General features: G+C 32.9%; 20 protein-coding genes. 8 read left to right on the forward strand and 12 right to left on the reverse strand.

Annotation, left to right across the window (positions count from 1 at the left end):
- The first annotated feature begins 10 nt into the window (after positions 1 to 10).
- The 5 genes from KA833_RS01410 to KA833_RS01430 all read left to right on the forward strand — a co-directional run bounded on the left by KA833_RS01410 (position 11) and on the right by KA833_RS01430 (position 6,214).
- Positions 11 to 1,306: a TcaA second domain-containing protein gene (locus KA833_RS01410; protein ID WP_046206657.1), complete on the forward strand. Its 1,296-nt coding sequence runs from the start codon at positions 11 to 13 to the stop codon at positions 1,304 to 1,306.
- A 321-nt stretch (positions 1,307 to 1,627) separates the two neighbouring features.
- Positions 1,628 to 2,446, forward strand: coding sequence for a hypothetical protein (locus KA833_RS01415; protein WP_192946017.1), 819 nt, complete (start codon positions 1,628 to 1,630; stop codon positions 2,444 to 2,446).
- Positions 2,447 to 2,985: 539 nt separating this feature from the next.
- Positions 2,986 to 4,095 carry a carbohydrate kinase gene (locus tag KA833_RS01420; RefSeq protein WP_046206655.1) on the forward strand — a complete coding sequence of 370 codons (1,110 nt, stop codon included), beginning with the start codon at positions 2,986 to 2,988 and terminating at the stop codon, positions 4,093 to 4,095.
- Positions 4,079 to 4,990 carry a pseudouridine-5'-phosphate glycosidase gene (locus tag KA833_RS01425; protein ID WP_046206654.1) on the forward strand — a complete coding sequence of 304 codons (912 nt, stop codon included), beginning with the start codon at positions 4,079 to 4,081 and terminating at the stop codon, positions 4,988 to 4,990. The genes KA833_RS01420 and KA833_RS01425 overlap by 17 nt, the downstream gene beginning before the upstream one ends.
- A gap of 9 nt (positions 4,991 to 4,999) precedes the next feature.
- A complete protein-coding gene (locus KA833_RS01430; RefSeq protein ID WP_046206653.1) occupies positions 5,000 to 6,214 on the forward strand; it encodes a NupC/NupG family nucleoside CNT transporter in 1,215 nt (404 codons plus the stop codon).
- Positions 6,215 to 6,332: 118 nt separating this feature from the next.
- Here KA833_RS01430 and KA833_RS01435 read toward each other — a convergent pair whose 3' ends face one another.
- The 5 genes from KA833_RS01435 to KA833_RS01455 all read right to left on the reverse strand — a co-directional run bounded on the left by KA833_RS01435 (position 6,333) and on the right by KA833_RS01455 (position 12,294).
- On the reverse strand, positions 6,333 to 6,464 hold the full coding sequence (locus KA833_RS01435) for a beta-class phenol-soluble modulin (RefSeq protein ID WP_019469020.1): 132 nt from the start codon (positions 6,462 to 6,464) through the stop codon (positions 6,333 to 6,335).
- 400 nt (positions 6,465 to 6,864) lie between these two features.
- Positions 6,865 to 7,632 (reverse strand): glucosamine-6-phosphate deaminase, encoded by a 768-nt coding sequence (gene nagB / locus KA833_RS01440; RefSeq protein ID WP_210128129.1) that lies wholly within the window; start codon positions 7,630 to 7,632, stop codon positions 6,865 to 6,867.
- 69 nt (positions 7,633 to 7,701) lie between these two features.
- Complete coding sequence (locus KA833_RS01445; RefSeq protein ID WP_070037191.1) at positions 7,702 to 9,240, reverse strand: PTS transporter subunit EIIC; 1,539 nt, start codon at positions 9,238 to 9,240, stop codon at positions 7,702 to 7,704.
- A 175-nt stretch (positions 9,241 to 9,415) separates the two neighbouring features.
- The gene (argF, locus tag KA833_RS01450) at positions 9,416 to 10,447 is read right to left on the reverse strand and encodes an ornithine carbamoyltransferase (protein ID WP_164987244.1); all 1,032 of its coding nucleotides are present in this window, start codon (positions 10,445 to 10,447) and stop codon (positions 9,416 to 9,418) included.
- A gap of 581 nt (positions 10,448 to 11,028) precedes the next feature.
- Positions 11,029 to 12,294: an MFS transporter gene (locus KA833_RS01455; protein ID WP_046206649.1), complete on the reverse strand. Its 1,266-nt coding sequence runs from the start codon at positions 12,292 to 12,294 to the stop codon at positions 11,029 to 11,031.
- Between the two features lie 356 nt (positions 12,295 to 12,650).
- Here KA833_RS01455 and KA833_RS01460 point away from each other — a divergent pair, with 356 nt between their 5' ends.
- Both KA833_RS01460 and KA833_RS01465 read left to right on the forward strand, forming a co-directional pair.
- Positions 12,651 to 14,240: an L-lactate permease gene (locus KA833_RS01460; RefSeq protein WP_046206648.1), complete on the forward strand. Its 1,590-nt coding sequence runs from the start codon at positions 12,651 to 12,653 to the stop codon at positions 14,238 to 14,240.
- 320 nt (positions 14,241 to 14,560) lie between these two features.
- Complete coding sequence (locus KA833_RS01465) at positions 14,561 to 15,220, forward strand: glyoxalase/bleomycin resistance/dioxygenase family protein (protein ID WP_046206647.1); 660 nt, start codon at positions 14,561 to 14,563, stop codon at positions 15,218 to 15,220.
- Between the two features lie 135 nt (positions 15,221 to 15,355).
- On the opposite strand, the gene ssuE is transcribed toward KA833_RS01465, so the two are convergent.
- Positions 15,356 to 15,895 carry an NADPH-dependent FMN reductase gene (gene ssuE, locus KA833_RS01470; RefSeq protein WP_046206646.1) on the reverse strand — a complete coding sequence of 180 codons (540 nt, stop codon included), beginning with the start codon at positions 15,893 to 15,895 and terminating at the stop codon, positions 15,356 to 15,358.
- A 550-nt stretch (positions 15,896 to 16,445) separates the two neighbouring features.
- Between ssuE and KA833_RS01475 the strand changes: the two genes are divergently transcribed.
- Positions 16,446 to 17,678: an ArgE/DapE family deacylase gene (locus KA833_RS01475; RefSeq protein ID WP_070037182.1), complete on the forward strand. Its 1,233-nt coding sequence runs from the start codon at positions 16,446 to 16,448 to the stop codon at positions 17,676 to 17,678.
- 175 nt (positions 17,679 to 17,853) lie between these two features.
- Here the strand turns inward: KA833_RS01475 and argB are convergent, their stop codons facing one another.
- The 6 genes from argB to phnW all read right to left on the reverse strand — a co-directional run bounded on the left by argB (position 17,854) and on the right by phnW (position 24,279).
- Positions 17,854 to 18,615, reverse strand: a complete 762-nt coding sequence (argB, locus tag KA833_RS01480; RefSeq protein ID WP_046206644.1) for an acetylglutamate kinase — start codon at positions 18,613 to 18,615, stop codon at positions 17,854 to 17,856.
- A gap of 12 nt (positions 18,616 to 18,627) precedes the next feature.
- Entirely contained in the window at positions 18,628 to 19,866 is a 1,239-nt protein-coding gene (gene argJ, locus KA833_RS01485) for a bifunctional glutamate N-acetyltransferase/amino-acid acetyltransferase ArgJ (protein ID WP_046206643.1), read from the reverse strand.
- 23 nt (positions 19,867 to 19,889) lie between these two features.
- Complete coding sequence (argC, locus tag KA833_RS01490; RefSeq protein ID WP_046206642.1) at positions 19,890 to 20,921, reverse strand: N-acetyl-gamma-glutamyl-phosphate reductase; 1,032 nt, start codon at positions 20,919 to 20,921, stop codon at positions 19,890 to 19,892.
- A 32-nt stretch (positions 20,922 to 20,953) separates the two neighbouring features.
- Positions 20,954 to 22,153 carry an ornithine--oxo-acid transaminase gene (gene rocD, locus KA833_RS01495; RefSeq protein WP_204179930.1) on the reverse strand — a complete coding sequence of 400 codons (1,200 nt, stop codon included), beginning with the start codon at positions 22,151 to 22,153 and terminating at the stop codon, positions 20,954 to 20,956.
- A 245-nt stretch (positions 22,154 to 22,398) separates the two neighbouring features.
- Complete coding sequence (gene phnX / locus KA833_RS01500; protein WP_046206640.1) at positions 22,399 to 23,181, reverse strand: phosphonoacetaldehyde hydrolase; 783 nt, start codon at positions 23,179 to 23,181, stop codon at positions 22,399 to 22,401.
- Positions 23,182 to 24,279, reverse strand: coding sequence for a 2-aminoethylphosphonate--pyruvate transaminase (phnW, locus tag KA833_RS01505; RefSeq protein ID WP_046206639.1), 1,098 nt, complete (start codon positions 24,277 to 24,279; stop codon positions 23,182 to 23,184).
- Positions 24,280 to 24,283: the final 4 nt, after the last annotated feature.

Here is a 24,283-nt window from a genome sequence, read left to right on the forward strand (position 1 = left end):
GATATTTCAAATGAAGTATTGTAGTAATTGTGGTGCTGAAATCAAGCCTGGTCAACGCGTTTGTACTCAATGTGGTACGCCTGTTCAACAACGAACAACGCATCAACCACCTAATCGTAAATCAAAATTACCTATATTTATCATTATTGCAGTGATATTAGTCATTATTATTGCTTTGTTTGTTACTTATAAAATAATTGACGCGCAACTATCACCTACAAAACAGGCAGAAACCATTTCTAAAGATTTAAAAAACAAAGATACAGATCGCCTAGCCAACCATTTAAAAGCAAATGGTGAAGCTATTTCTAAAGATGAAGCTAAAGCTATTTATAAATATATTGACGAAACTGATAGCATAGATCGTGTTGCTGATGAACTTCAAAGTAGTGCAAAAAATATTAAAGAAAATAAATCAAATGAACATGCTGTCACTGTTGGTGACACTGCTTTAATTAATATTACCGAAGATGGAAAAAAATGGGGCATATTCAAAAATTACATTTTTAATGTTAGTAAGGAGCCTGTTTCGATTACCTCAGAAGAAGACACAACGCTATCTTACAAACTTAATGACAAAACAACCCAAGTTAAATTAAAACAAGGTAAGACGAAGACACTCGATGATTTTCCAGTTGGCATATATGATTTAAAAGCAACACAAAAGGTTGATAATAAAAAATTCGACGGCGTTATTCATATCGATATGTCTGAAAGTAACAGTGCAGATTTACAATTCAAACAAAAACGTTTTACAGTTAGTATTGATTCAACTTATGCAGATTCTGATTCTCTTAAACTTTATATTAATGGGGATGAACAATCAGATTTTGACGAATATGAATCTGTCACTTACGGTCCTTATGCACCAGATGAAAAAATCGAAGTCTATGCTACAACTGAAGTTGAAGGCAAACAATTCAAATCAAGTGTAGAAAATGTTTCTAGTCCTAAAGATGATGAAGATGAAATAGACGTATCTTTATCATTTGACGATGATGCAATAAGCGATTATGAAGACAAAATGATCGAAAAAGAAGCAGATTCTGATGACGACGATAGTAGTAACGCCAGTTCTGACGAAAAAGTAACGCGTGATAATGTTATTGATAAAGTCGAATCTTATGAAGGTAGGACTTTGGATACAGATAATTATACTTATAAAGAACCAGAAAAAACTGGAGACGGTTGGGGATTCTCTTTCACAGATAAAGACGGAGACCTAGCAGGTTCTTATAAAATTGATGAGGATGGTTACGTAACTGAATATGACGAAGACGGTGAAGAAGTAGATTCAGGATACTAATAAACTACAAGTAGTAAATACAACATGCTACTTGTAAAAGTCAATAACATTGCATTAATACTTAAACACACTATACAAGGGAGTGAGATAGAAATCTGATATTTTAAAAAAGATTTCTGTCCCGCCCCTTTTATTTTTATCTTTGTTAAAGCAAACTAACATTACACCAAATACATTAGTTCAGTCTAAATGATGATGTTTTATTAATGAGAAGTTAGTAATATATACTTAAGATTATTAAAACAAGCAATGTTTATACTACCAGAGTTGGGTAATTTAAAAGTAAGCACTTAATATCTAAATACAATTGAAGGTGAAAAAATGACTAACAACAACTCTTTCAATGATTATCCTAAAATTTTAAAAATTGAAGATGATGGAAAAATTATTGCGCTAGACAAATATGGAAACGTTAATACTGATTTAAATATTCACACTGTGAATGACCAACAACAACAAGATATCTACGGAAAGATCTTATACAATCCTTATCGTCGTACTGTGAAAAACAGTGAATCTTATAATGACCATAAGTACAATGATTACAAGTCTGAAACAAGCTACAATCAGCGAGATCGTGAACGAGAGTTGCAGTTATTAGAAGAAAATAAAAAATCAAAGCGCAAACAATTTTGGCTTGGTTTAGGTATGGTGGCTTTATTAGTCATCATTGTCATTTTTGCAGTTAGTACTTTTATGAATAATAACAATGATAATCAACAAACTGGTAATGAAACAAGTGAACAATCCACTGCCAATCAAAATCAATCGAATGATACGCAAGGTGATAATGTCAATTTCGAACGTCAGAACAATCAAGTCAAAGATGATATTCAATCGTTAAAGTCAGATATTTCAAATTCTAATGAAGCAACAGATTCTAAATTACAAGCATTACAAGATAAAATTAATAGCCTAAAACAAGAAGCTGATTCTAATAAAACAAATAAGTTAGCTGATAAATACCAAACTACAGTAGATGATTTAAAACAGGCAAAAAACGAAAAAGATAATGGTAATACTGATAAAATGCAAGAAGAATTAGATAAAGTAAATAGCAAACTAGATGATATAAAATCGAAATTTTCTTCGTTGTTTAGTAAAGATGAACAAACAAATAATGAAGATGTTGAAAGTTAACGCAAAAAAATAAATATATGCTTTTAAAAATACGAGATATAGATTGTATTCGCTAAATAATAACTGTCGACTAAGGACGCACCTTGTCGGCAGTTTTTTTATTTAAGCTTACCTACTGTCTGATATGTTTATATAAGTGAGTACTCGTTTATTTTCCTAGCTGTTTCGTTGTTACAAAATTATTGGATATATGCCTACTTGAAAAACAACTACACTTCTTTTCTATTTCATTAATATTTTGAATTATATTTTCAAAAATTTAAACATTAACTTATTGAACTTCAAATATTAATTTAAAATTTTTTCATACAAAGCATTTTAATAAATTCCACAAATGATCAAACGCCATAAAACCCTTGATTTTTAGCGACATATAGCATATATAAATTTCTGTTTCGTGAATATATAGATTTTACAATTTTACGAACTATTTTATGTAAGCGTATACATTTCAGAATATTCGTGCTATTATCTTATCAACTTAAACAAATGTTTAATTTGTAAACTTAAGTTTAATTTTGCATAAAGGAGGTTGCCATATGAATAAAAATGAACAGGAAGTTTTAAAGCGTATTCAAGAAAATCCATTCATTTCACAACAAGAATTAGCACAGTCTATTGGATTATCTCGGCCAGCAGTTGCAAATATTATATCTGGACTTATCCGCAAAGAATATGTTTTAGGGAAAGCGTATGTTTTAAATGAAGATTATCCAATTGTCTGCATTGGTGCTGCGAACTTAGACAGAAAATTTTATGTTCATAACGATTTACAATTAGAAACGTCTAATCCTGTTACTTCAACGAGATCTATAGGTGGGGTTGCACGCAATATAGCAGAGAATTTAGGGCGTATGGGCGAAACAGTTGCATTTTTATCTGTGAGTGGTAATGACAGCGAATGGGATATGATTTATAAATTATCAACCCCATTCATGAACTTAGACCACGTTCAACAAATAGAAAACGCAAACACTGGTTCCTATACAGCATTAATCAATAACGACGGTAATATGGAATACGGTTTAGCAGATATGGAGGTCTATGATTATATTACTCCAGAATTTTTAATTAAACGTACACATTTATTAATAAAAGCAAAATGTATCATCGCAGACCTCAACATTTCAAAAAGTGCAATGGATTTTTTATGTGCTTATTCAGAAAAGCATAGCATTAAATTAATAGTTATTCCCGTTTCATCTCCAAAAATGAAAAACATGCCTGATTCATTACATGCTATCGATTGGCTTATTATTAATAGAGATGAAACCGAAACTTATTTAAATATGACTATACAAAACACTGATGATTTGCGTATAGCTGCACAAAAATGGAATAAGTTAGGCGTTTCAAATGTTGTGATTACAAATGGTGTAAAAGAACTTATTTTTAGAAATAGTAACGAAGAAGTAATTAAACCTGTGATACCTTCACAACATGTCGTAGACGTAACAGGAGCTGGTGATGCTTTCTCTAGTGCAGTCATTTTTAGTTGGTTAAATGAACTAGACACTGAAAGCATACTGACAACAGGCATGATGAATGCTCGAAAAACAATTGAAACTGAATACACCGTGAGGCAAAACTTAGATAAGAAACAATTATTTAGAGATTTGGAGGACTATAAAAATGAAGCAATATATTGAATTTTCTAAAGAAGTAGCACAAGCTAAAGCAGATAAAAAACCCATCGTAGCACTAGAATCAACAATCATTTCACATGGTATGCCTTACCCACAAAATGTGCAAATGGCTACGGCTGTTGAAAATATCATACGTGATTATGGTGCAATTCCAGCAACCATTGCATTAATTGATGGAAAAATCAAAATTGGACTGGAAAATGATGAACTAGAATTACTCGCTAAAAGTGATAATGTCGCAAAAGTTTCACGTCGTGATTTTGCAGAAGTAATCGCTACTAAACAGATTGGTGCAACTACAGTTGCATCAACAATGATGAGTGCAGAATTAGCAGAAATTCAATTCTTTGTAACTGGTGGTATTGGTGGTGTACATAAAGGTGCCGAAAACACAATGGATATCTCAGCGGACTTAGAAGAGTTAGGTAAAACAAATGTAACAGTAATATGTGCTGGCGCTAAATCTATACTAGACTTACCAAAAACAATGGAATATCTTGAAACAAAAGGCGTACCCGTAATAGGTTACCAAACAGATGAATTACCAGCATTTTTCACACGACAAAGCGGTATTAAACTAAACAGTTTTTCTGAAACTCCAGATGATATCGCACATATTTGTAAAGTTAAAAATGATTTGAATATTGAAGGTGGCGTTGTTATCGCTAACCCAGTTCCTAAAGAACATGAATTACCTAAATCATATATTGACGGTATTATTGAAGAAGCAGTTAAAGAAGCAGAAACGCAAGGTATTAATGGAAAAGATTCTACGCCATTTTTACTTGGTAAAATTGTCGAAAAATCTGAAGGCAAGAGTTTAAATACAAATATCAAACTAGTTGAGAACAATGCGGTACTTGGCGCAAAAATTGCAGTTGCTTTCAATACATTGTAGGTGATACTTATGTCAATCATATTTGCCGTTACTGGTATATTTTTTGCATTATTCATCGCTTTTTTATTTAGCTATAACAGAAAGGCGATTGATTTCAAAAAACCAGTCATTATGTTAATCGTTCAAATCATCATTGTAGTATTCATGATGAATACGACTATTGGTTTAACGATATTAACCACATTAGGTTCATTTTTTGAAGAATTAATCAATATTAGTAAAGCTGGTATCGAGTTTGTTTTTGGTGGTTTACAAAACAAAGGTGCTTCAACGTTTTTTATTACCGTTTTACTACCTTTAGTATTTATCTCTGTATTAATCGGTGTGTTAAACTATTTTAAAATTCTTCCGTTTATCATTAAATATGTTGGTATTATTATCAATAAAATCACACGTATGGGTCGTCTCGAAAGTTACTTTGCTATCTCAACTTCTATGTTAGGACAGCCAGAAGTTTATTTAACTATTAAAGAAATGATTCCTAAATTATCTAAAGAGAAATTATATACGATTACTACTTCTGGTATGAGTGCTGTTAGTATGGCTATGTTAGGTTCTTATATGCAAATGATCGAACCTAAATATGTAGTTACTGCCGTTATGCTCAATATTTTCAGTGCTTTAATTATCGCAAGTGTCATCAATCCATATCAATCAGATGATAGTGACGTGGAAATTTCCAATTCATCCACAGCTAAAAGCAATTCAAATAGTGATGAAACAAAGTCGAAAAATGTTCCATTTTTCCAAATGATTGGCGATAGTGCTACGGACGGCTTTAAAATTGCCGTAAGTGTCGCCATTATGCTCCTTGCATTCATCTCTTTGATGGAAGCAGTCACAGTATTATTTAATTTTGTCGGTTTAGATTTCAAACAATTAATCGGTTTTATTTTTGCACCGATTGCTTTCATCATAGGTGTACCTTGGAACGAAGCAGTTCAAGCTGGATCACTCATGGCAACTAAATTAATCACTAACGAATTTGTTGCTATGTTAGACTATCAAAAATTAGCTGGAGATTTAACACTACGTACACAAGGTATCATTTCTGTATATCTCGTTAGTTTTGCTAATTTTGGTACTGTAGGCATTATCGTTGGTGCTATCAAAGGATTTAGTGATGTACAAGGCAATAAGGTGGCTTCGTTTGCCCTACGCTTGCTACTAGGTTCAACACTTGCTTCAATTATTTCAGCATCAATCGTTGGCTTAGTATTATAGTTTTTTAAAAATGACTACATAAATCCAAATAACTTTAAATGATATTGTAATCTATAGCTAGCATTGAATAATAAAAGGCTGAGACAATTCAATTTGTCTCAGCCTCTTACATTATTTATTAGTTAAAGAAACCTAAGATGAAGTCAGCGCCTTTAGCTAATGCGTCAGCAATGCTAGTTCCCATTGTTACCCAGTCAGCACTTAAACCTGCTTTTACAGCTTCACTGATTGCGTTTACGAAATCAGACATTTAACACACCTCATTTCTCAATATATGATTTGTTAAAGGTTGATTACCTTTAACTAAATTATAATAATAAATATTAATATTGTTGTAAATATTTCCTAATTTGTATGTTTTTGTGCCTAAGTGTTATTACAATACTTAATTTTTACAATTAATGTTTCCTAGTTGTCATTCAATGATAAAGTTTTATATTATTTTTATAATGACAGAAATAATGCGTCTGGGACATAAATCCTAAAAAGGAAGCACTCAGATGATTTAATTCAATTCATCTGAGTGCTTCCTTTTTATTCAATACTTCGTATTGTTGGTTCGCTTTCTTAAGGGACGACTTCATCCTATAGTCTTCAGCTTGTCCTGTTACCTCAAGCGTCTCGCCAAAATACAACGTATTCAAATATCTTTATGACAAATGCCTTTCTAATCGCTGAACTTTATCTTGATCTAATGTGTCGAATATTTCATTATCTACAATTACTTCAACATGAGGATGTTGATGTAATATAGATGCAGGTAACGTTTCGGAAATTTCTCCCTCTATTAATTGTGAGACGACTTCTTTTTTATTTCTACCCATCGCTAACAAAATAATACGTTTCGCACGCATAATAGATGCCAGTCCCATAGAAATTGCTTGCTTAGGAACATCGTCTATTGAATCAAAATAACGACTATTTGCTTTCATCGTTGAAGAAGATAAATCTACAACTCTTGTAATACTTTCAAACGACGAACCAGGCTCATTAAATCCTATATGGCCGTTTTCACCTATACCTAAAATTTGTATATCTGTAGGTCCTTTATCTTTTAAATATTGTTCATACATTAAGCATTCTTGTTCTAAATTATTGGTATCTCCTTGTGGTATAAATATATTTTCTTTATGCCACGTTTGATGATGTTTAAATAACTGTCGATACATATATGCGTGATAACTTTGTTCATTGTCTGCGCTTAAACCCACATATTCATCCAAATTAAATGTCACTATTTGATCTAGTTGCAAATGATTATGATTAATCAATGTTTTTAAATACTTGTAAACATCTGTCATAGTATTTCCTGTAGCAAGACCCAATACTGAATCCGGTTTCATTTTTATTTGCTTTAACAGTTCAGTCGCAACATATTGACTTGCAAGTTGTCTATTCTCTAAATTTAAAATATACATATACTCACCAATCACTTTCTAATTTCTGTATATTACCTCTGTTTAATGATAAATTGAATATTTTATAAATTACGCTTGTTCACTGTCTAGTAACTCTTCTACTTCATTTTTTATCGTTGTGACATGTGGTCCATAAACAATTTGTACACCATTACCTTTTTGGATGATACCTCTAGCTTCGGTAGAATTCAGCAGTTGCTTATTGACTGGAGCGTCTGACTTTAATGTCACTCTTAGCCTTGTAGCACAACAATCGACAATTTCTATATTTTCTTTACCACCTAAACCCTCGATAATTGTTTTAGCACGTTCTGTCGTTTCAACAGTTTCTGTAGTTGTTTCCGCTTCTCTACCAGGTGTTTTAAAGTTGAATTTGTTAATTAAAAATCTGAAAATAATATAATATAAAATAAACCAAACGATGCCAATCGGTATTACCCATAAAAAGTTCGTCTTAGCATTACCTTGCAAAACGCCGAATAATAAAAAGTCTATAAAGCCACCACTGAATGTTTGACCTATCGTAATATTAAATACGTCTGCCATCATAAACGCTAAACCATCTAAAAATGCATGTATCACATATAAAATTGGTGCAACAAATAAAAAACTGAACTCTAACGGCTCTGTAATACCTGTTAAAAATGAAGTTAATGCTGCAGATAGCATTAGCCCACCCACGACTTTTTTATGTTGCGGTTTCGCAGTATGATAAATTGCTAAAGCTGCACCACATAGTCCAAACATCATTGTAATAAAACGACCTGACATATAACGCGAAACACCTGAATAGTATTTCGTTACGTCTGGATCACCAAGTTGAGCAAAGAAAATATTTTGAGTGCCTTGAACAAGATGACCCTTAACTTCTAACGAGCCACCTAATGCAGTTTGCCAAAACGGTAAATAGAAAATGTGATGTAAACCAAATGGCCCCAATAGCCTTAATATAAATCCAAAGAAAAAAGTACCAATGACACCAGTTTTATCTACGATACCTCCTACACCAAATATCCACCCCTGTACTGTTGGCCAAATAAAGAACATGATAACCCCGAGTATGATTGCAGAGATTGCTGTAATAATTGGAACAAAACGAGATCCTCCAAAAAATCCTAAATATGATGGAAGAGAAATCTTGTGATATTTATTATGTAAAAGCGCCGTCATAACTCCTGTGATAATCCCACCAAACACGCCCGTTTCTACTGTTTGAATTCCTAGAACCATACTTTGTCCTTCTTCTGCTAAATTGCCTTTTGCTAACGTATCTGTAATGATTAGCAATCCATTCATCGAAGCATTCATAATAAGGAATCCTAACATTGCTGCTAATCCTGCAGTACCTTTATCACTTCTAGCTAATCCAATTGCAACACCTATGGCAAAAATTACTGGTAAATTTTGAAATACAATATTACCAGCTGATGACATAAGAACAAATATATTTTGCAATAAGTTAATATCCAACACGGGATATGCTTTGATTGTATTTGGATTACTTAATGCGCCACCGATTCCCAACAACAATCCAGCTGCCGGTAATATAGCGATAGGTAACATAAATGATTTACCAAATTGTTGTGCCTTTTCAAACAATTTACTCATAGTCATTAACCTCCTAATTATCATAAATATACAATCAAAGAAAATATTAATCAATATAAAATACCATTATGAAAAACTTTTTCATAATGGTGATATATGTCTTCTTTTTTAATGAAAAAAACTCACAAAGCACGTTACTTTGTGAGTTTCTTTATTTATTCAATTAAGATATGTGTTAAAAAATATCCCCTAATGTTCCTGCCATAATTGCTTTAATTGAATGTAATCTATTTTCCGCTTGCTCAAATATAACAGCATGTTCACCTTTAAATACATCATCTGTTATCTCCATTTCAGTTAAACCATGAGTCTTATAGATTTGTTGTCCCACCTTTGTATGCACATCATGGAAGGCGGGCAAACAATGTAATACAATAACATCTGGATTCATTGTATTGACAAGCATAGCTTCATTAATTTGATATGGAAGTAATTTTTCAATACGTTGTGTTTGAACTGATTCATCTTCTCCCATTGAAAACCAGACATCTGTATATATTGCATCTGCTTTATAAACTGCTTGTTGAATATTATCTGTGATTAAAATATTACTGTGCGATTGTGTTGCATAATTTTTAGCAAGTTGCTGAATATCTTGATCAGGCTGTAGCGATTGAGGGGCTGCAATATGAATATTCATACCTAATATTGCGCCGGTAACCAATAAATCATGTGCTACGTTATTTCTTGCATCACCAACATAAGTCAATGTTTTGCCTTGTAATGTGCCTAGGTGTTCTTTTAAAGTATAAAAATCTGCAATCATTTGAGTAGGATGCCATTCGTTTGTTAAACCATTCCATACTGGAACTTCGGCATGTTGCGCTATACTTTCCACATCTTTTTGATAAAAACCTCTAAATTCAATACCATCATACATACTCCCTAATACTTTTGCTGTATCTTCTGTCGATTCTTTGACACCTAGATGAATTTCACCTTGACCAAAATAATCTGGAAAGGCACCTAAATCGTTTGCTGCTACACTGAATGCTGAACGTGTTCTTGTAGATGGTTTTTCAAATAATAAAGCAATATTCTTACCTTTAAGATAAGGGTGAGGAATGCCTCGCTTTTTCTTTTCTTTTAATTCTCCGGTAAAGTCAATCAAAGTGACTAGTTCATCTGCAGTAAAGTCACTCGTTTTCAAAAAGCTCTTACCTTTTAACAATGCTAGTTTTTTTAAATCTGTTGTGTACGCCCCAATTTCATCACTCCAATATATTTATAAGATTTATATACATATTAAACTTAAATAGAGTTATTTTCAAGTATAAATATACTATTTATTGTATATTTTTAAATCGTTTAATTATTTTACTAGTTTTGAAGTATAACCTACGCTAAATGTATATTTCCATACAATCACGATCTTATTTGCAACAGTCAAGCAAGTAAGATGTCTGACAATAAACACCGTGGCAATGATTTAACTAAGTTGTGCTTTCCTACACAATATTTTAATAATATATAGTAAATTGAACATGTAACCACTAGCTCATGGAGGTGAACATACATGTTAGATTTACTATTTGCCACTATTAAGCAAATTGCTGCTCATTTTGTTTCAGGTGGTTTCCAAGAAAAATAATTATATTTATCCCACGTCATCTCAAAATCATTGCATAATCATCCCTTAAAATGAATACAAAAACGGGCAAACAATATCAAAACCCCTCATTTTGAAACTGTTCGCCCGTTTACTATTATTTATTAATCGTTAGCTGAAGCTATTAAAAAATCATCCATTAAGCCATATCCTAACTTTTTTATAGCTACTATAATAGATTATTTACTGTATGATGCAAAATTTTTAGACTTTCTACGTTCCCTTTCCTCAGGTGTCTTTAAGAAACGTGTCATAATTGCACTAGCAACATATAATCCAAATATTAAGTACATCATGCCTTTAACACCAATACTATCATAAAACAATGCCACTAACCCTGGTCCTGCAAATACACAAAGACCAGCGCCTAAATTTAATATTGCCATTGCTGGTCCTTTATCACCATCATGAACTAAAGAAGGGACAAGTGCAGAAATAGGGACAAAGCCTGCTAAACACATCCCCCATAGAAATCCTACCGTACCCACAATAAAAACATTACCTGTAAATAACTCTGGCACAAAATATAGTCCTAACGTAAATATCGCACATCCAACACCACCAATATAAGAAATCGTATTTTTCCAGCCAATTTTATCGCTCAACGCACCAAATATTAGATTGAATATAATATTAGCAATAAAAATTGTTCCCCAAATATTTAACCAAGTTGTAGTAGCAATACCTTTGGAAGCTAAATAAATCGGCAGAAATAATGGAAAAGCATATTGTGCCGCCTGGTTTATGATTCTAACAACACAGGCCACTGCCACACGCGGTTCCCTTTTTAGTATCGTTATACCTGCAAGTACCTCACTAAAGTGTTCTTTAAATCCGTGCCCTTTTTCTTCAATCATAAACTGGTCTCTATTTACAAATACTGCTAAAAATGTTCCTATTAACACCCAAATAATCGCTGTCCACAATGTAAAGAAGTGTCCAAATAGTTGAATCGCAAAAGAAGAATAAAATGATCCTAGGACACTAAGCCCTCCTGTAAACACAAACCAAAACCATCCTACTGCAGCACCTAAACGCTTTTGCGGAGAACGATAAGCAACCCAAACCAAAAAAGAATAAGCAAACAAAGGGTAGCCAAACCCTCTTATTGCATATGACGGAATCATGATATTATAGTTCATCGTTGGGATTGCCAAACCAACAAATATTGCATGACCGATGATATATAACCCTGTTCCTAACAGCATCACTTTTCTTGGACCGATAATTTCTACCAAGACACCTGATAACCAAGAACCAATAGCTATCGTTACACCATAGCAAGTGGTCAAAATCGCAGTTTGTTGCACGGATAGACCATGATCATGTAAATAAGGACTAATCCATGCTAGCTCTAAACCGTCTCCCATCATAAATATTAATACACCAACATATCCCCAAAATAACGTTGAAGGCATTCCCATTTTAGTTAATTTATCACTCATATTACGCACCCCTTATAAATCAATCGTTGATATTAAGATTAATTTAAATATTTTCTTGCAATTTTTGCAATCACTTTTGTAAACGCTTTCAAATATTATCATTATATTATTATATTTTTTCTAATAACGCAAATTTATTTTCATTTATTTTCGTTTTAAGATATAAATAAGTAAAACCGAAAATACAGCTTATTAAAATCAACGAAAAATATTTGTATACGATTTAAATTGTTTATATGAAAAATTCATTTTTTATACATGATTGAAAATTTATTTGTAAACGTTTACAATGAGAGTTATTTAAACATCATATGACTAGATGATTATTAAATTTTTATGAGGGAGTTTTATATAAAATGATGTTATTAGTCGCTTTCAGTGCAGTAATCGTACCTTTTTTATTTCTTGTACTCTTACGTATGTCAGCTTTAAAAGGGATGATTATTAGCGCTATCGTTGTAACAGTTTTAGGGATTTTTGTATGGGGGATGCAAGGTAATGTCGTTATAGCTTCAATACTTCAAGGTACGCACAAAACATTAACGATACTTTATATTTTATTCGGTGCGCTCGTGTTACTTAATACATTACGCCAAACGGGTGCAGTAAACCGTATCAATGCAGGATTTAAGAAAATTTCACCAGATATGCGTGTCCAAGTCATCATTGTCGCTTTCTTATTTGGTTCACTTATTGAAGGCGCTTCAGGATTTGGTACACCAGCAATGGTTACAGCACCTTTACTAGTTGCTTTAGGTTTTAGACCTATGATAGCTGTTGTTACAGCTTTAATTGCCGATAGTATTGCAGTGTCTTTCGGAGCAGTGGGCACGCCAGTTATTGTTGGATTAAGTACTTTAAAAGAAGCAAATCAATCCTTTTTCCATTCGACAGCTGAGCAAATAACTATATTAGATTTATTGAGTGGTATTTTCATACCTATCATCGTTATCTCTACGATGATTATTTTCTTTGGGAAAAATAAAAAGTTAAAATCTATTATTGAAATGCTACCATGGCTAGCATTAATAGGAATTGTATATGCAGTATCTGCCTTTGTATATGCACATGTTTTCGGCGCAGAATTTGTTGCTATATTAGGCTCATTAACTGGTTTAGTAGTTGCCGTCTTAACTGCAAGTAAGGGTTGGTTGTTACCTAAAACAGTGTGGACAGATGGCTTAGATAAAACATACGAGGCAGATAGTACAGAACATTCTATGAGTTTACTAACTGCTTGGGCACCTTATGTAATGGTTGTTATCTTACTTTTATTAACGAGAACGGTTCCAAGTGTTGAATATTTCACCACACATGTTCTTGATTTTTCTTGGAATAATATTTTAAATTTCTCTGAAATATCATCTGAATGGCAATTTCTTTATTCACCTGGGACAATTTTATTATTATCAGCAATTTTCGCCATTATAATTCAAAGAAAATCTATTAAGGATTTAGGTAATGCAAGTATCACATCCTTATCAACAATAAAAATTACTGGTATTACACTAATTGCCACACTCGCAATGGTGCATGTTTTTATCAACTCAGGTATCAATGCGCATGATTTAATAAGTATGCCAGAATATATCGCCAAAAATATGGCTAATACTTTAGGTCCTGTATGGCTATTCGTTGCACCATTCTTAGGTGCTTTAGGTTCGTTTATTACAGGTAGTGCTACTGTATCAACATTGACTTTCTCACCTATTCAATTAAACATTGCTAACTCTATTGGTGCAGATCCATTTATTGTATTAGCTGCACAAATCATTGGTGCAGCTGCCGGTAACATGATCTGTGTGCATAATGTGGTCGCAGTTTGTGCGGTAGTTAATATGCCTGGTAAAGAAGGTAGTGTCATAAGAAAAACATTAGGCCCTGCACTTCTGTATTGTATTCTAGTTGGGATTAGCGCGTATATTATCTCATTATTTTTCGCTTAGTCTATGCAAGTCTGAGATACAAATATCTTGAACTTAAAAATGAAGTGAGATATTCATATTTAATTGATTTAAAATTACTTCTTCATCGCACGGCGATAAGAAAAAAAGCTGAGACAAATTGAATTGTCTCAGCCTTTTTATGAAGTTTTATAAATCACCAACGCTATATAACTATTTTAAATAGAACATATTGTTACTTAATGCGTATTATTTCATATAAAATTCTTATTATTATCATATTGATTATTATTTTGATAAAGTACAAGTAAATTATTTCTTATATTTATATGATAAACATGAGGATTAGGTGGGGTTTGTTTATGAAAATTGAAAACATTAAATTATTCACTTCAGAATTTGAAAAGACATTCCAATTTTATGAAGAAATTTTAGAATGTCCAGTTTGGATGATTGGCCAAGAGGCTTTTACAGTTAAAATTGGAGAGACGCATCTGTGTTTTCAACAAGCAAACGACGATGTCCAACCATTTTATCATTTTGCGATTGACATTCCATACAACCATTTCAACGACATGAAACAACATTATCAAAATATTTTATTTCTATTGATGGAGGATGGTCAGCATACGACGTATTTCGAATCTTTTGTTGCACATTCATTTTACTTTCAAGATCCTTCAGGAAACGTCGTGGAACTCATTGCACGCATTTCTAATATAACTGATGAACCTGAATTTTCAAGAATTAGTGAGATTGGATTCGTATGTAATGAAACGAAGGAAGTCTTTGAAGCATTGTCGAAATTTCATTTAAATACATATGAAAAGCAACCCTTTGCACCACATGATTTAAACTTTATCGGCGATCATTATGATGACAGTTTTATTTTACTGACACCGGAAGATAATAAATGGCTGTTCTCTGACCAGTTTTCCGAATCCCATCCCATGTGCATTCAAACAAATGAATTTAAGTTAAGCATGGATAACCAATCTCAATGGCACTTAAATAAACTTTAAATCTAAAAATAATGAGCACACAATATCAATTTAGCAAGTTTTGATACTGTGTGCTCATTTTTTATTAATACCGTCTTATAACGTCATATTCTAAGTTTATCGTATATTTTGATTTTAACAGTTTTACAATCAAATTTACTCTTTAACTTGTGACTTGTCACTGACAAATTTCTTTAAAGTTTTATTTAAACCATCTTTCGCTTCTTGGTCATAACCATAACTACCATCTTCATTTTGTGTGATGTGCTTATCTAATATAAATCTGCCTTTATGAATAGTATCTGCACCTAGTTCTTTAATAACTGGATCAAGACTATATTGGATTGCTAGCACATGTGCAAACGTGCCTCCTAAGGCTAATGGTAGTACCGTTTTACCTGTAAATGCCCCTCGTGGTAACAAGTCTAAATACGTTTTCACGATACCTGAGTAGGCAGCTTTAAATACTGGAGATACTATAATAACACCATCCGCATCTTCAATCGTTTTATGCGTAGCATTTATCGATTCATTAGAAAAATCTGCAGTAATTAAAGCCTCAGCATCTAATTGATGTACGTGGATGACATTTGTCTCGATGCCCTCAGCATTCAAATACGATTCCGCGTAATCTATAATACCTGTGAGTCTTGATTTTAGTTTATTGCCTCCAGCAATAATTGCTACTTTTGCCAAAATGATAATCCCCTTTCTATATAAAATTTTTCATATATACCTTCGACATTTACACGCTTATCTATTAATAAATATATGAAAAAATAGAATCCATTGGAAACAAATTCCACTTCTTTAGCGTATCATCAAATATAGGTAAAATCATAGGAAATGATTTGAATTACCGCAATTATTATTGTATCAATAAGTTTATATATTAAATTTATGACATTGATTAGGCATTTCCTTGGAAATAATTATATTGTCATTTAGCACTTTATATTGATTATTATCTAAACCCATTGATAACTTATCACTTATGTTATTGCTTCAAAAGCTATGACCTTTAATTCGCCTGTTGATGCATTTTTTTAATTTCTTAACACATTATTAATTCTAAACATCATACAGGGTTGAGTGTAATAGTACAAAATCAGTTTTTTGTTTCAACTCTAAAAAACTTTACAATATAAATAATTTTATTATATTCTTTTTTTAAAAATCGTTTCGCTTTAAAAACCTTTTTTTCTAGATGTATACTTAATTTAGACATACAAAGGAGTGATACACAATGAGTACATTTTCTAATAAAGAAAAAGTACAAATCTTATCAGATATTGTAGCGATTGAAACAGTAAATGATAATGAGCTTGAAGTTTGTAATTATTTACAGAAACTATTTTCTAACTACGGAATTGAATCAAAAATTCAAAAAATTGATGAAAGACGTGCTAACCTCATTGCTGAAATCGGTGAAGGCAAGCCGGTAATCGGTATTTCAGGTCATATGGACGTTGTTTCTGCTGGTAATAAATCTCAATGGACATACGATCCATTTTCGCTTACTGAGGATGATGGATTTTTATATGGTCGTGGCGCAGCAGATATGAAGTCAGGACTTGCTGCGTTAGCAATTGCACTTATTGATATTAAATCTTCTCAAGCACTGCAACATGGTCGTATTAGATTTTTAGCAACTAGTGGTGAGGAAATGGAGCAACTTGGTTCTCAAACTTTGTACGAACAGGGTTATATGGATGACGTTGATGCATTACTTATAGCAGAACCTTGCCAAGATATCATGGTGTATGCACATAAAGGTTCAATGGATTATCGTATTACTTCCTACGGTAAATCAGCACATAGCTCTATGCCAGTAATGGGCACTAATGCCATAAAACCATTAATCTCATTTATACAAGATATTGATGACGCCTATGCTAAAATTTCAAAAGAAGTTCAGGGAAAAGCGCTAGATTTCACAAAATTCATTGAAAGAATTAAGCCATCATTGCCTGCAACAACAGCACTTGAAGACGTAGAATCTGCACTTCAAGGTTTAGTTATTAGCAATACATTAATTAACGGTGGGGTACAGGTGAACTCTGTTCCTGAAGAGGCAGATGCAGATTTTAATATTCGTACAATTCCAGAATATGATAATGAACAAGTAAAAACGTTATTCTCAAACACAATTCAAAACCATAATGATAAAGGTGCAAATTTATCAAGCGACCTATACTTAGACCTAGATCCAGTACTCACTACTGGTGATAACAGCTTAATTAATACTGCTCAGAACATAGCTCAATCTCTATTTGACAAGGACTTTATCGCTTCTCCAATCGGTGGCGTTACTGATGCTTCAAACTTATTAAAAAATAAAGATGAAACTTTCCCATTCTTAGTATTTGGTCCAGGTATTAAACCACATCAAATTGATGAATGTGTAGAAAAAGACATGTATTTAAAATTCATTGATTTTTACAGTGAACTTTTAACAACTTATTCTAAAAAGCTTTAGTTTTAATTAAATTAACTTCAGCCATTTAAAAAAGCTCAGACACACTATGTTCTGAGCTTTTTTTTATAACATCGTGATAAGGTAAACGTGTGTACATACTGTTAAAACCTTGTCCTGACAATAGTGGAACAAAACAACACATTTAAAAATTTGTTATTTACGCTTTTGTACATTGCTACTTGCAAATTGTAGTACCTACATTGTGACCATGTTGCAATTTTTGAATAATGTGCGCTTCATTTCCTGCTGCAATAACTACTTTTTGACATCCCTTTTCTATTGCTTTAACAGCATCTTGGACTTTAGGTATCATACCACCATATATTAATTTTTGTTCAATATATGTTTCGATGTTTTTCGCATTTAATGACGGTTGTACTTTTTCATTGATTAAAACACCCGGAATGTCGCTTAATAAATAAATTGGTGCATGTAAAGCTTGCGCAATTTTATACGCTAGCGTATCGGCATTAATATTATATACCTGGTGCGTCATTTGATTTACACCTATAGATGCGATGACTGGTAGAAAAGATTGTGTTAAAGTCGCGATAACGCTTGTATCTATATGAATAGGTTCGCCAACAAAACCATATTTTAAATCTAATGGTTTAATATCAAATAATTGCGCATCTATGCCATTCATGCCAATACTTTGAATACCAAATTGATTGATTTTATTGACTAAACTAGGATTCACTTGTCCAATTAATGTTTGAGTCGTAACAGAAAGTACTTCATGGGTAGTAACTCTCAAACCATCTTTAAATTCTGTTGCTACTTCTTGTAATTCCAAAGATTGATTTATAAAAGGCCCACCTCCGTGGACGATTAATGGTTTATAACCTTGCTTTTTTAATGCAACAATATCTTCAATTATCGAATCATGCATATTCGTTAAAGTGCTCCCGCCTATTTTAATTACAATGTAATCCATATCAAACACCTCTTAAGTTCTATACGACGCATTTATGCGCACGTATTCATATGATAAGTCGCAGCCATAAGCGGTAGCTTCCCCATCTCCATCACCTACAGTAGCTTCTATAATGATATTGTCTGCTTCCAATTGTTTTTTTAAATAAGCTTCATCAAATGCCACTGACATGCCTGCTTTAACCACATCAACTTGGCATAATGATACGTTTGTCGCATGAGGATTTATATGTTTTGATGCGTAACCCATCGCTGTTACAATTCTTCCAAAATTTGCATCTTCACCATGAATTGCTGTTTTAACTAAATTGGATGAAACAATACTTTTCGCCATTTTTCTTGCCTCATGGATATCTATTGCCCCTTTAACTCTAGCTGTCACCAATTTAGTCGCACCTTCGCCGTCTTTTGCAATCGACTGAGCCAAATAACGTGCAACATAATTGATGGCGTAAACAAATTTTTGCCATTCAGGATGATTTTCATCTAGCCAATGATGATTAACTTGACCATTTGCCATACATAGAACCATGTCATTCGTGCTAGAGTCACCATCTACGGTTATCATATTAAATGAGTGATCTGTAATTTGTTTTAAACATTCATTCAATGGCTCACTACCAACTTTTGCATCTGTCGTTATAAAACCAAGCATGGTTGCCATATTGGGATGTATCATCCCAGAGCCTTTTGCTGTACCACCTATTGTCACTATTTGGTTGTCTATATTTACTTTTACAGACACATGTTTCGTTGTCGTATCTGTCGTTAAAATCGATTGATTAAAATAGTCACTCTGGTTAAACGCATCGTGTAAAACATGATCGACGCCACGTTTCATTTTATCCATAGGCAAAAATGAGCCAATAACACCTGTCGAAGCAATACCAACATGATGTGGTTCTATGTTTAATCGTTCAGCCACCCAACTTTGTGTATCTTTCGCATCTTGTATACCTCTATCTCCAGTACATGAATTCGCATTTGCTGAATTAACTACAATTGCCTGCAATGTTTGATCGATGTTGATACTATCTTCAGTTACTTTAAGTGGTGCTGCTTTAAAACGATTAAGCGTATATACACCTGCTGCAGTCGCTTTTGTCGTAGAGTAAATCCATCCAAAGTCTTTTTTCTTTCTTCTTAGGCCAGCATGAAATCCACCAGCCATATACCCCAATGGCGATCCAACGTCACCATTGATATCTACAGTGATTTGATTGAATGTATCTATCGTTTCAATATCTTTCATCTCATCTCTCCTTTCGCATTTCATTAAGGATAAATTGGTAGCTGATTCAGACCAGTTGTCTCGTCTAAGTCATAAAGTAAATTTAAATTTTGGATTGCTTGACCACTCGCACCTTTAACTAAGTTATCTATAACTGATACGATAATAGCCCTTTGATTTTTTTCATCTACATACAGACCTATATCGCAAAAATTACTACCATACACTTCTTTTGTTTTGGGGTATTCTCCCAAGTCTCTAATTCTTATAAATGGTTTCTGTTCATAATTATTTTTATAAATATCATGTAAATGCTCTGCTGTCATATACTCGTTTAACTTCACATAAATTGTAGATAAAATACCTCTTGTCATCGGTATTAAATGTGGTGTGAACATCACATCGCACTTTGTCCCAGCAATATTAGATACATATTGTTCTATCTCTGGTTTATGTTTATGGTTTCCAATTGCATAGGCACTAAAATTTTCATTCATTTCAGCGTAATGGAGGTGTTGTGCTAATGCACGTCCTGCTCCTGAAACACCTGTTTTTGAATCAATAATAATTGAATGAACATCGATTGCATTTTGAGAAATCAGAGGGTGTAACGCCAATAAAATAGAAGTGGGAAAACAACCAGGATTCGCTATCAACTTTGTGCGTTGTGAATCTATTTCACTCCACTCCGCAATACTATAAAGGGCCGAATCTAAAAAATCTTGTTCTGCTGCTGCTTCACCATAATATGTTTGATATAGGTTTCTATCTGTCAGTCTAAAATCTCCTGATAAATCAATCACTTTAACACCATTATTAATTAAATTTGGCACTAAATGTTTGCTGACATTTGAAGGTGTTGCAAAAAATATAACATCACATGACGTCGCTTGTTCATTTAATTCAGTATAATTAAGTGCGATATGGTTTAAATGTGGAAATGTTTTACTGATTGGTTCATCAATCTTAGAATGCGAAAATACATATTTAATTATGACGTTAGGATGATGTTGTAATAAACGTATAAGTTCTACAGCACCATAACCACTTCCACCTACTATTCCAACTGTAATCATCTTCCTCATTCCTTTCTGAATATTCGGAATTTTTAATGTGCTTTTTTATTTTTTTCAAGTACTTCTTTAATCACATCAGCAATTTGATTAATCTCATTTTCATTAATGACTAACGGTGGTGCAATTCTAATAACATTGCCCTGTGTTTCCTTACACAACACGCCTTTTTCTATCATTTCTAAACAATATGGCTGTGCTTGTTCTGTTAATTCAATACCAATAAATAACCCTCTCCCTCTGACATCATCAATAATTGGACTATCGATAAGTTGTAATTGATTCAACAGTGTTTGGCCTAACTCAGCTGAATGTTCAATTAAATTTTCATCTAATAAAACATCTATGGCTGCTATCGATACTGCACAAGCAAGTGGATTACCACCAAATGTAGAACCATGCGTGCCTGGTGTTAAAACATTCATGATTGTTTCATTTGCTAAGATAGCTGAAATAGGGTAAAGTCCACCCCCCAATGATTTGCCTAGTAAATAAATATCAGGCTCTACGCCCTCCCATTCCATAGCAAACATCTTGCCTGTCCTACCTAGTCCAACCTGGATTTCATCAGCAATGAATAAAATATTATGTTGATTACATAAATGACGTACTTCTTGAATAAAATAGTCTGGAGGGATATTCACGCCACCTTCACCTTGTATTGGCTCTAAAATGATGGCCGATGTATTGTCATTAATCAACCGTTTTAAATGTTCAATATCTCCAAATTCTATATAATTAATATTTTCTAACAATGGACCAAATCCTTTTTTGTAACTATCTTGTGCAGATAAAGATAAAGACCCTAACGTACGACCGTGAAAGTTACCATTCATAGCAATGATTTCACTTTCATTTTCTTTAATACCTTTGACATCAGCGCCCCATTTACGTGCAACTTTAATTGCTGTTTCCACAGCTTCAGTACCAGTATTCATGGGTAGCACTTTGTCTTTATTTGCTAATTTACAAATTTTTTCTTCCCATTGTCCCAAGTTATCACTATATAAGGCACGCGATACCATAGTTATTTGCTCGCTTTGCGCTTGAAATGCTTCAATAATTTTCGGATGACAATGTCCTTGATTGACCACTGAAAAGCCAGCTATACAATCAATATAACGCTTACCTTCAACATCCCATACATGAGCACCTTTACCTTTTGTTAATGCTAATTTCAAGGGACTGTAATTATTTGAACTATATTGATCTGTTAATTCGAATAACGTATTCATTAAATACACCAACCTTATTATTATTCTATTATTTGTATTAATATTCATGAATATTACACTTTTAAATATAATAAGTCAAAGGTTTATTTAAATATTTTTTTATAAAAATATTTAAAAAGGCTTTAAAATAAGCAAAAAGCATCTATCAAAATTATAAAAATTTCAATAGATGCACATAAATCATTGTATACAATTTGCATATCATCATTTAATATTTAAGATAATATCCGTACCTACCATTCAAATTATACATTCAGTCGTTTTAACAATTGTGGTAATTGTGTTATATCTTCAAGGATATAATCAGCGTTATTTTGCTTAAATATGTTTGTCGCTTTTTCAATATAAACCTCTCGTTCATTATTTGTTAATGCATCCCATTGTTGTTCATTCAATCCAACTATAGAACTTCCTTTAACAATCCCCACAGCTATCACACCAGCGTTATTGGCTTCTCGAATATCAGCTATTGTATCGCCGACTTTCACTACCTCTTTAACAGAGGTTAGTTTGAGGTGTTTCATATTCTCAAAAATCATGTATGGATAAGGTCTTCCGTAACCACTCACTTGTTCTGCAGTAACGATGCTATTGGGTTTATAGTCCTTTTGTGCCGCTTCAGGTATAACAATTTCCATCATTGCTTTAGTGTAACCTGTAGTAGAACCAATAAGGTATCCATCATCTTGTAAATTTTGAATCGTAGTGACAACATTGGGCAATGGATCTGTAAATGATTTCAGATTCTTCATTAGCATTTTTTCAAATTGAGCATATAAACGATCAATATCTTCTTCTGTTGGTACTTTTCCAAATTGATTTTGCCACTCCTTTTTGATTCGTGGCATTTCAGCCATTGCTTTGATGTGATCACGTTTTAACATCCCCATAGGTTCTCTAGCTTCTTCAATTGTAACTTTAATACCTTCATCTTTGAATATATCCACAAAGACATTAACTGGTGCAAAACAGCCAAAATCTATCGTAGTACCTGCCCAATCCATAATTATACCTTTTATTTTAGTCATTTATTTGATACTCCTTTGCGCATTAAAATTTTTAATATGTTGAATCATTACCTCAAAATCTTGTCGATATAAATCACCTATATTACCAACCCTAAATGATGGTACATCCATCAATTTCCCAGGATATAAAACAAAGTTATTTTTTTTCATATATTGATAAAAATCATCAAATTCAAAATTCGTATCTGGATATAAAAAAGTAGTAATAATCGGTGACTGGTATTCGTCATCGATATAAGGCTTAAAGCCTAACTGTTGCATAGATTGAATAATATATTGATTATTCGTTAAATACCTCTCATAGCGTGCTTCAACGCCACCTTCATTTTCTAGCTCTAAAATCGCTTGATGAAAAGCGGCAACTACATGAGTTGGAGATGTAAAACGCCATTTTCCACTATCTTTCATTACAATCCATTGATCATACAAATCAAGTGACACACTTCTTGCATTCCCCTTTGTTTTTTCCAAACTTTCTTTTTTGGCAATGACAAATCCAAAACCAGGTACACCTTGTATACATTTGTTGGCACTACTAACTAAAAAGTCTATTTGCAACTTTTCAACCTCAATCGGTACACCACCGAAGCTACTCATGGCATCTACAATAATCTTTTTGTTAAATTTTTTTGCCAATGTGCAAATGGATTCTATAGGATTTAAAATACCGGTAGTCGTTTCGCAATGCACAAAAGCAATATGAGTTATTGTCGGATTTTCTTCTAACACTTGCTGTATTTTCGCTAACGATGGTATGACGTCAAACGAAATGTTTAATTCTGTTAATTTTTTACCTGCGACATAAGCCATATCAATCATCCGTTTGCCATAAGCACCATTACTAATAATCAGCACATGATCTGTTGATGATATAGCCGTTTGGATGACACTTTCTACAACAAAACTCCCACTTCCTTGTTGCAAAATAGTTGTATAATTTTCAGCATTCACTTTAGCAATTTCAAGCAAACGTTGTCGGATACTTTGAGTAAGTTTTTTATAATCATCATCCCATGTACATCGGTCTAGTATCATTGTTTCTTTTACTGTATGTGTAGTAGTCAGTGGTCCTGGTGTTAATAATTTTAGTTGTTCCATTTAA

This window comes from Staphylococcus sp. GDY8P67P (assembly GCF_017892545.1).
GTDB lineage: Bacteria > Bacillota > Bacilli > Staphylococcales > Staphylococcaceae > Staphylococcus > Staphylococcus ureilyticus.

Coding starts and splice junctions, on each gene's coding strand:
- KA833_RS01410 (WP_046206657.1), top strand. CDS start 11: ATGAAGTATTGTAGTAATTGTGGTGCTGAAATCAAGCCTGGTCAACGC.
- KA833_RS01415 (WP_192946017.1), top strand. CDS start 1,628: ATGACTAACAACAACTCTTTCAATGATTATCCTAAAATTTTAAAAATT.
- KA833_RS01420 (WP_046206655.1), top strand. CDS start 2,986: ATGAATAAAAATGAACAGGAAGTTTTAAAGCGTATTCAAGAAAATCCA.
- KA833_RS01425 (WP_046206654.1), top strand. CDS start 4,079: ATGAAGCAATATATTGAATTTTCTAAAGAAGTAGCACAAGCTAAAGCA.
- KA833_RS01430 (WP_046206653.1), top strand. CDS start 5,000: ATGTCAATCATATTTGCCGTTACTGGTATATTTTTTGCATTATTCATC.
- KA833_RS01435 (WP_019469020.1), bottom strand. CDS start 6,464: ATGTCTGATTTCGTAAACGCAATCAGTGAAGCTGTAAAAGCAGGTTTA.
- nagB (WP_210128129.1), bottom strand. CDS start 7,632: ATGTATATTTTAAATTTAGAGAATAGACAACTTGCAAGTCAATATGTT.
- KA833_RS01445 (WP_070037191.1), bottom strand. CDS start 9,240: ATGAGTAAATTGTTTGAAAAGGCACAACAATTTGGTAAATCATTTATG.
- KA833_RS01455 (WP_046206649.1), bottom strand. CDS start 12,294: ATGAGTGATAAATTAACTAAAATGGGAATGCCTTCAACGTTATTTTGG.
- KA833_RS01460 (WP_046206648.1), top strand. CDS start 12,651: ATGATGTTATTAGTCGCTTTCAGTGCAGTAATCGTACCTTTTTTATTT.
- KA833_RS01465 (WP_046206647.1), top strand. CDS start 14,561: ATGAAAATTGAAAACATTAAATTATTCACTTCAGAATTTGAAAAGACA.
- KA833_RS01475 (WP_070037182.1), top strand. CDS start 16,446: ATGAGTACATTTTCTAATAAAGAAAAAGTACAAATCTTATCAGATATT.
- argB (WP_046206644.1), bottom strand. CDS start 18,615: ATGGATTACATTGTAATTAAAATAGGCGGGAGCACTTTAACGAATATG.
- argJ (WP_046206643.1), bottom strand. CDS start 19,866: ATGAAAGATATTGAAACGATAGATACATTCAATCAAATCACTGTAGAT.
- argC (WP_046206642.1), bottom strand. CDS start 20,921: ATGATTACAGTTGGAATAGTAGGTGGAAGTGGTTATGGTGCTGTAGAA.
- rocD (WP_204179930.1), bottom strand. CDS start 22,153: ATGAATACGTTATTCGAATTAACAGATCAATATAGTTCAAATAATTAC.
- phnX (WP_046206640.1), bottom strand. CDS start 23,181: ATGACTAAAATAAAAGGTATAATTATGGATTGGGCAGGTACTACGATA.
- phnW (WP_046206639.1), bottom strand. CDS start 24,279: ATGGAACAACTAAAATTATTAACACCAGGACCACTGACTACTACACAT.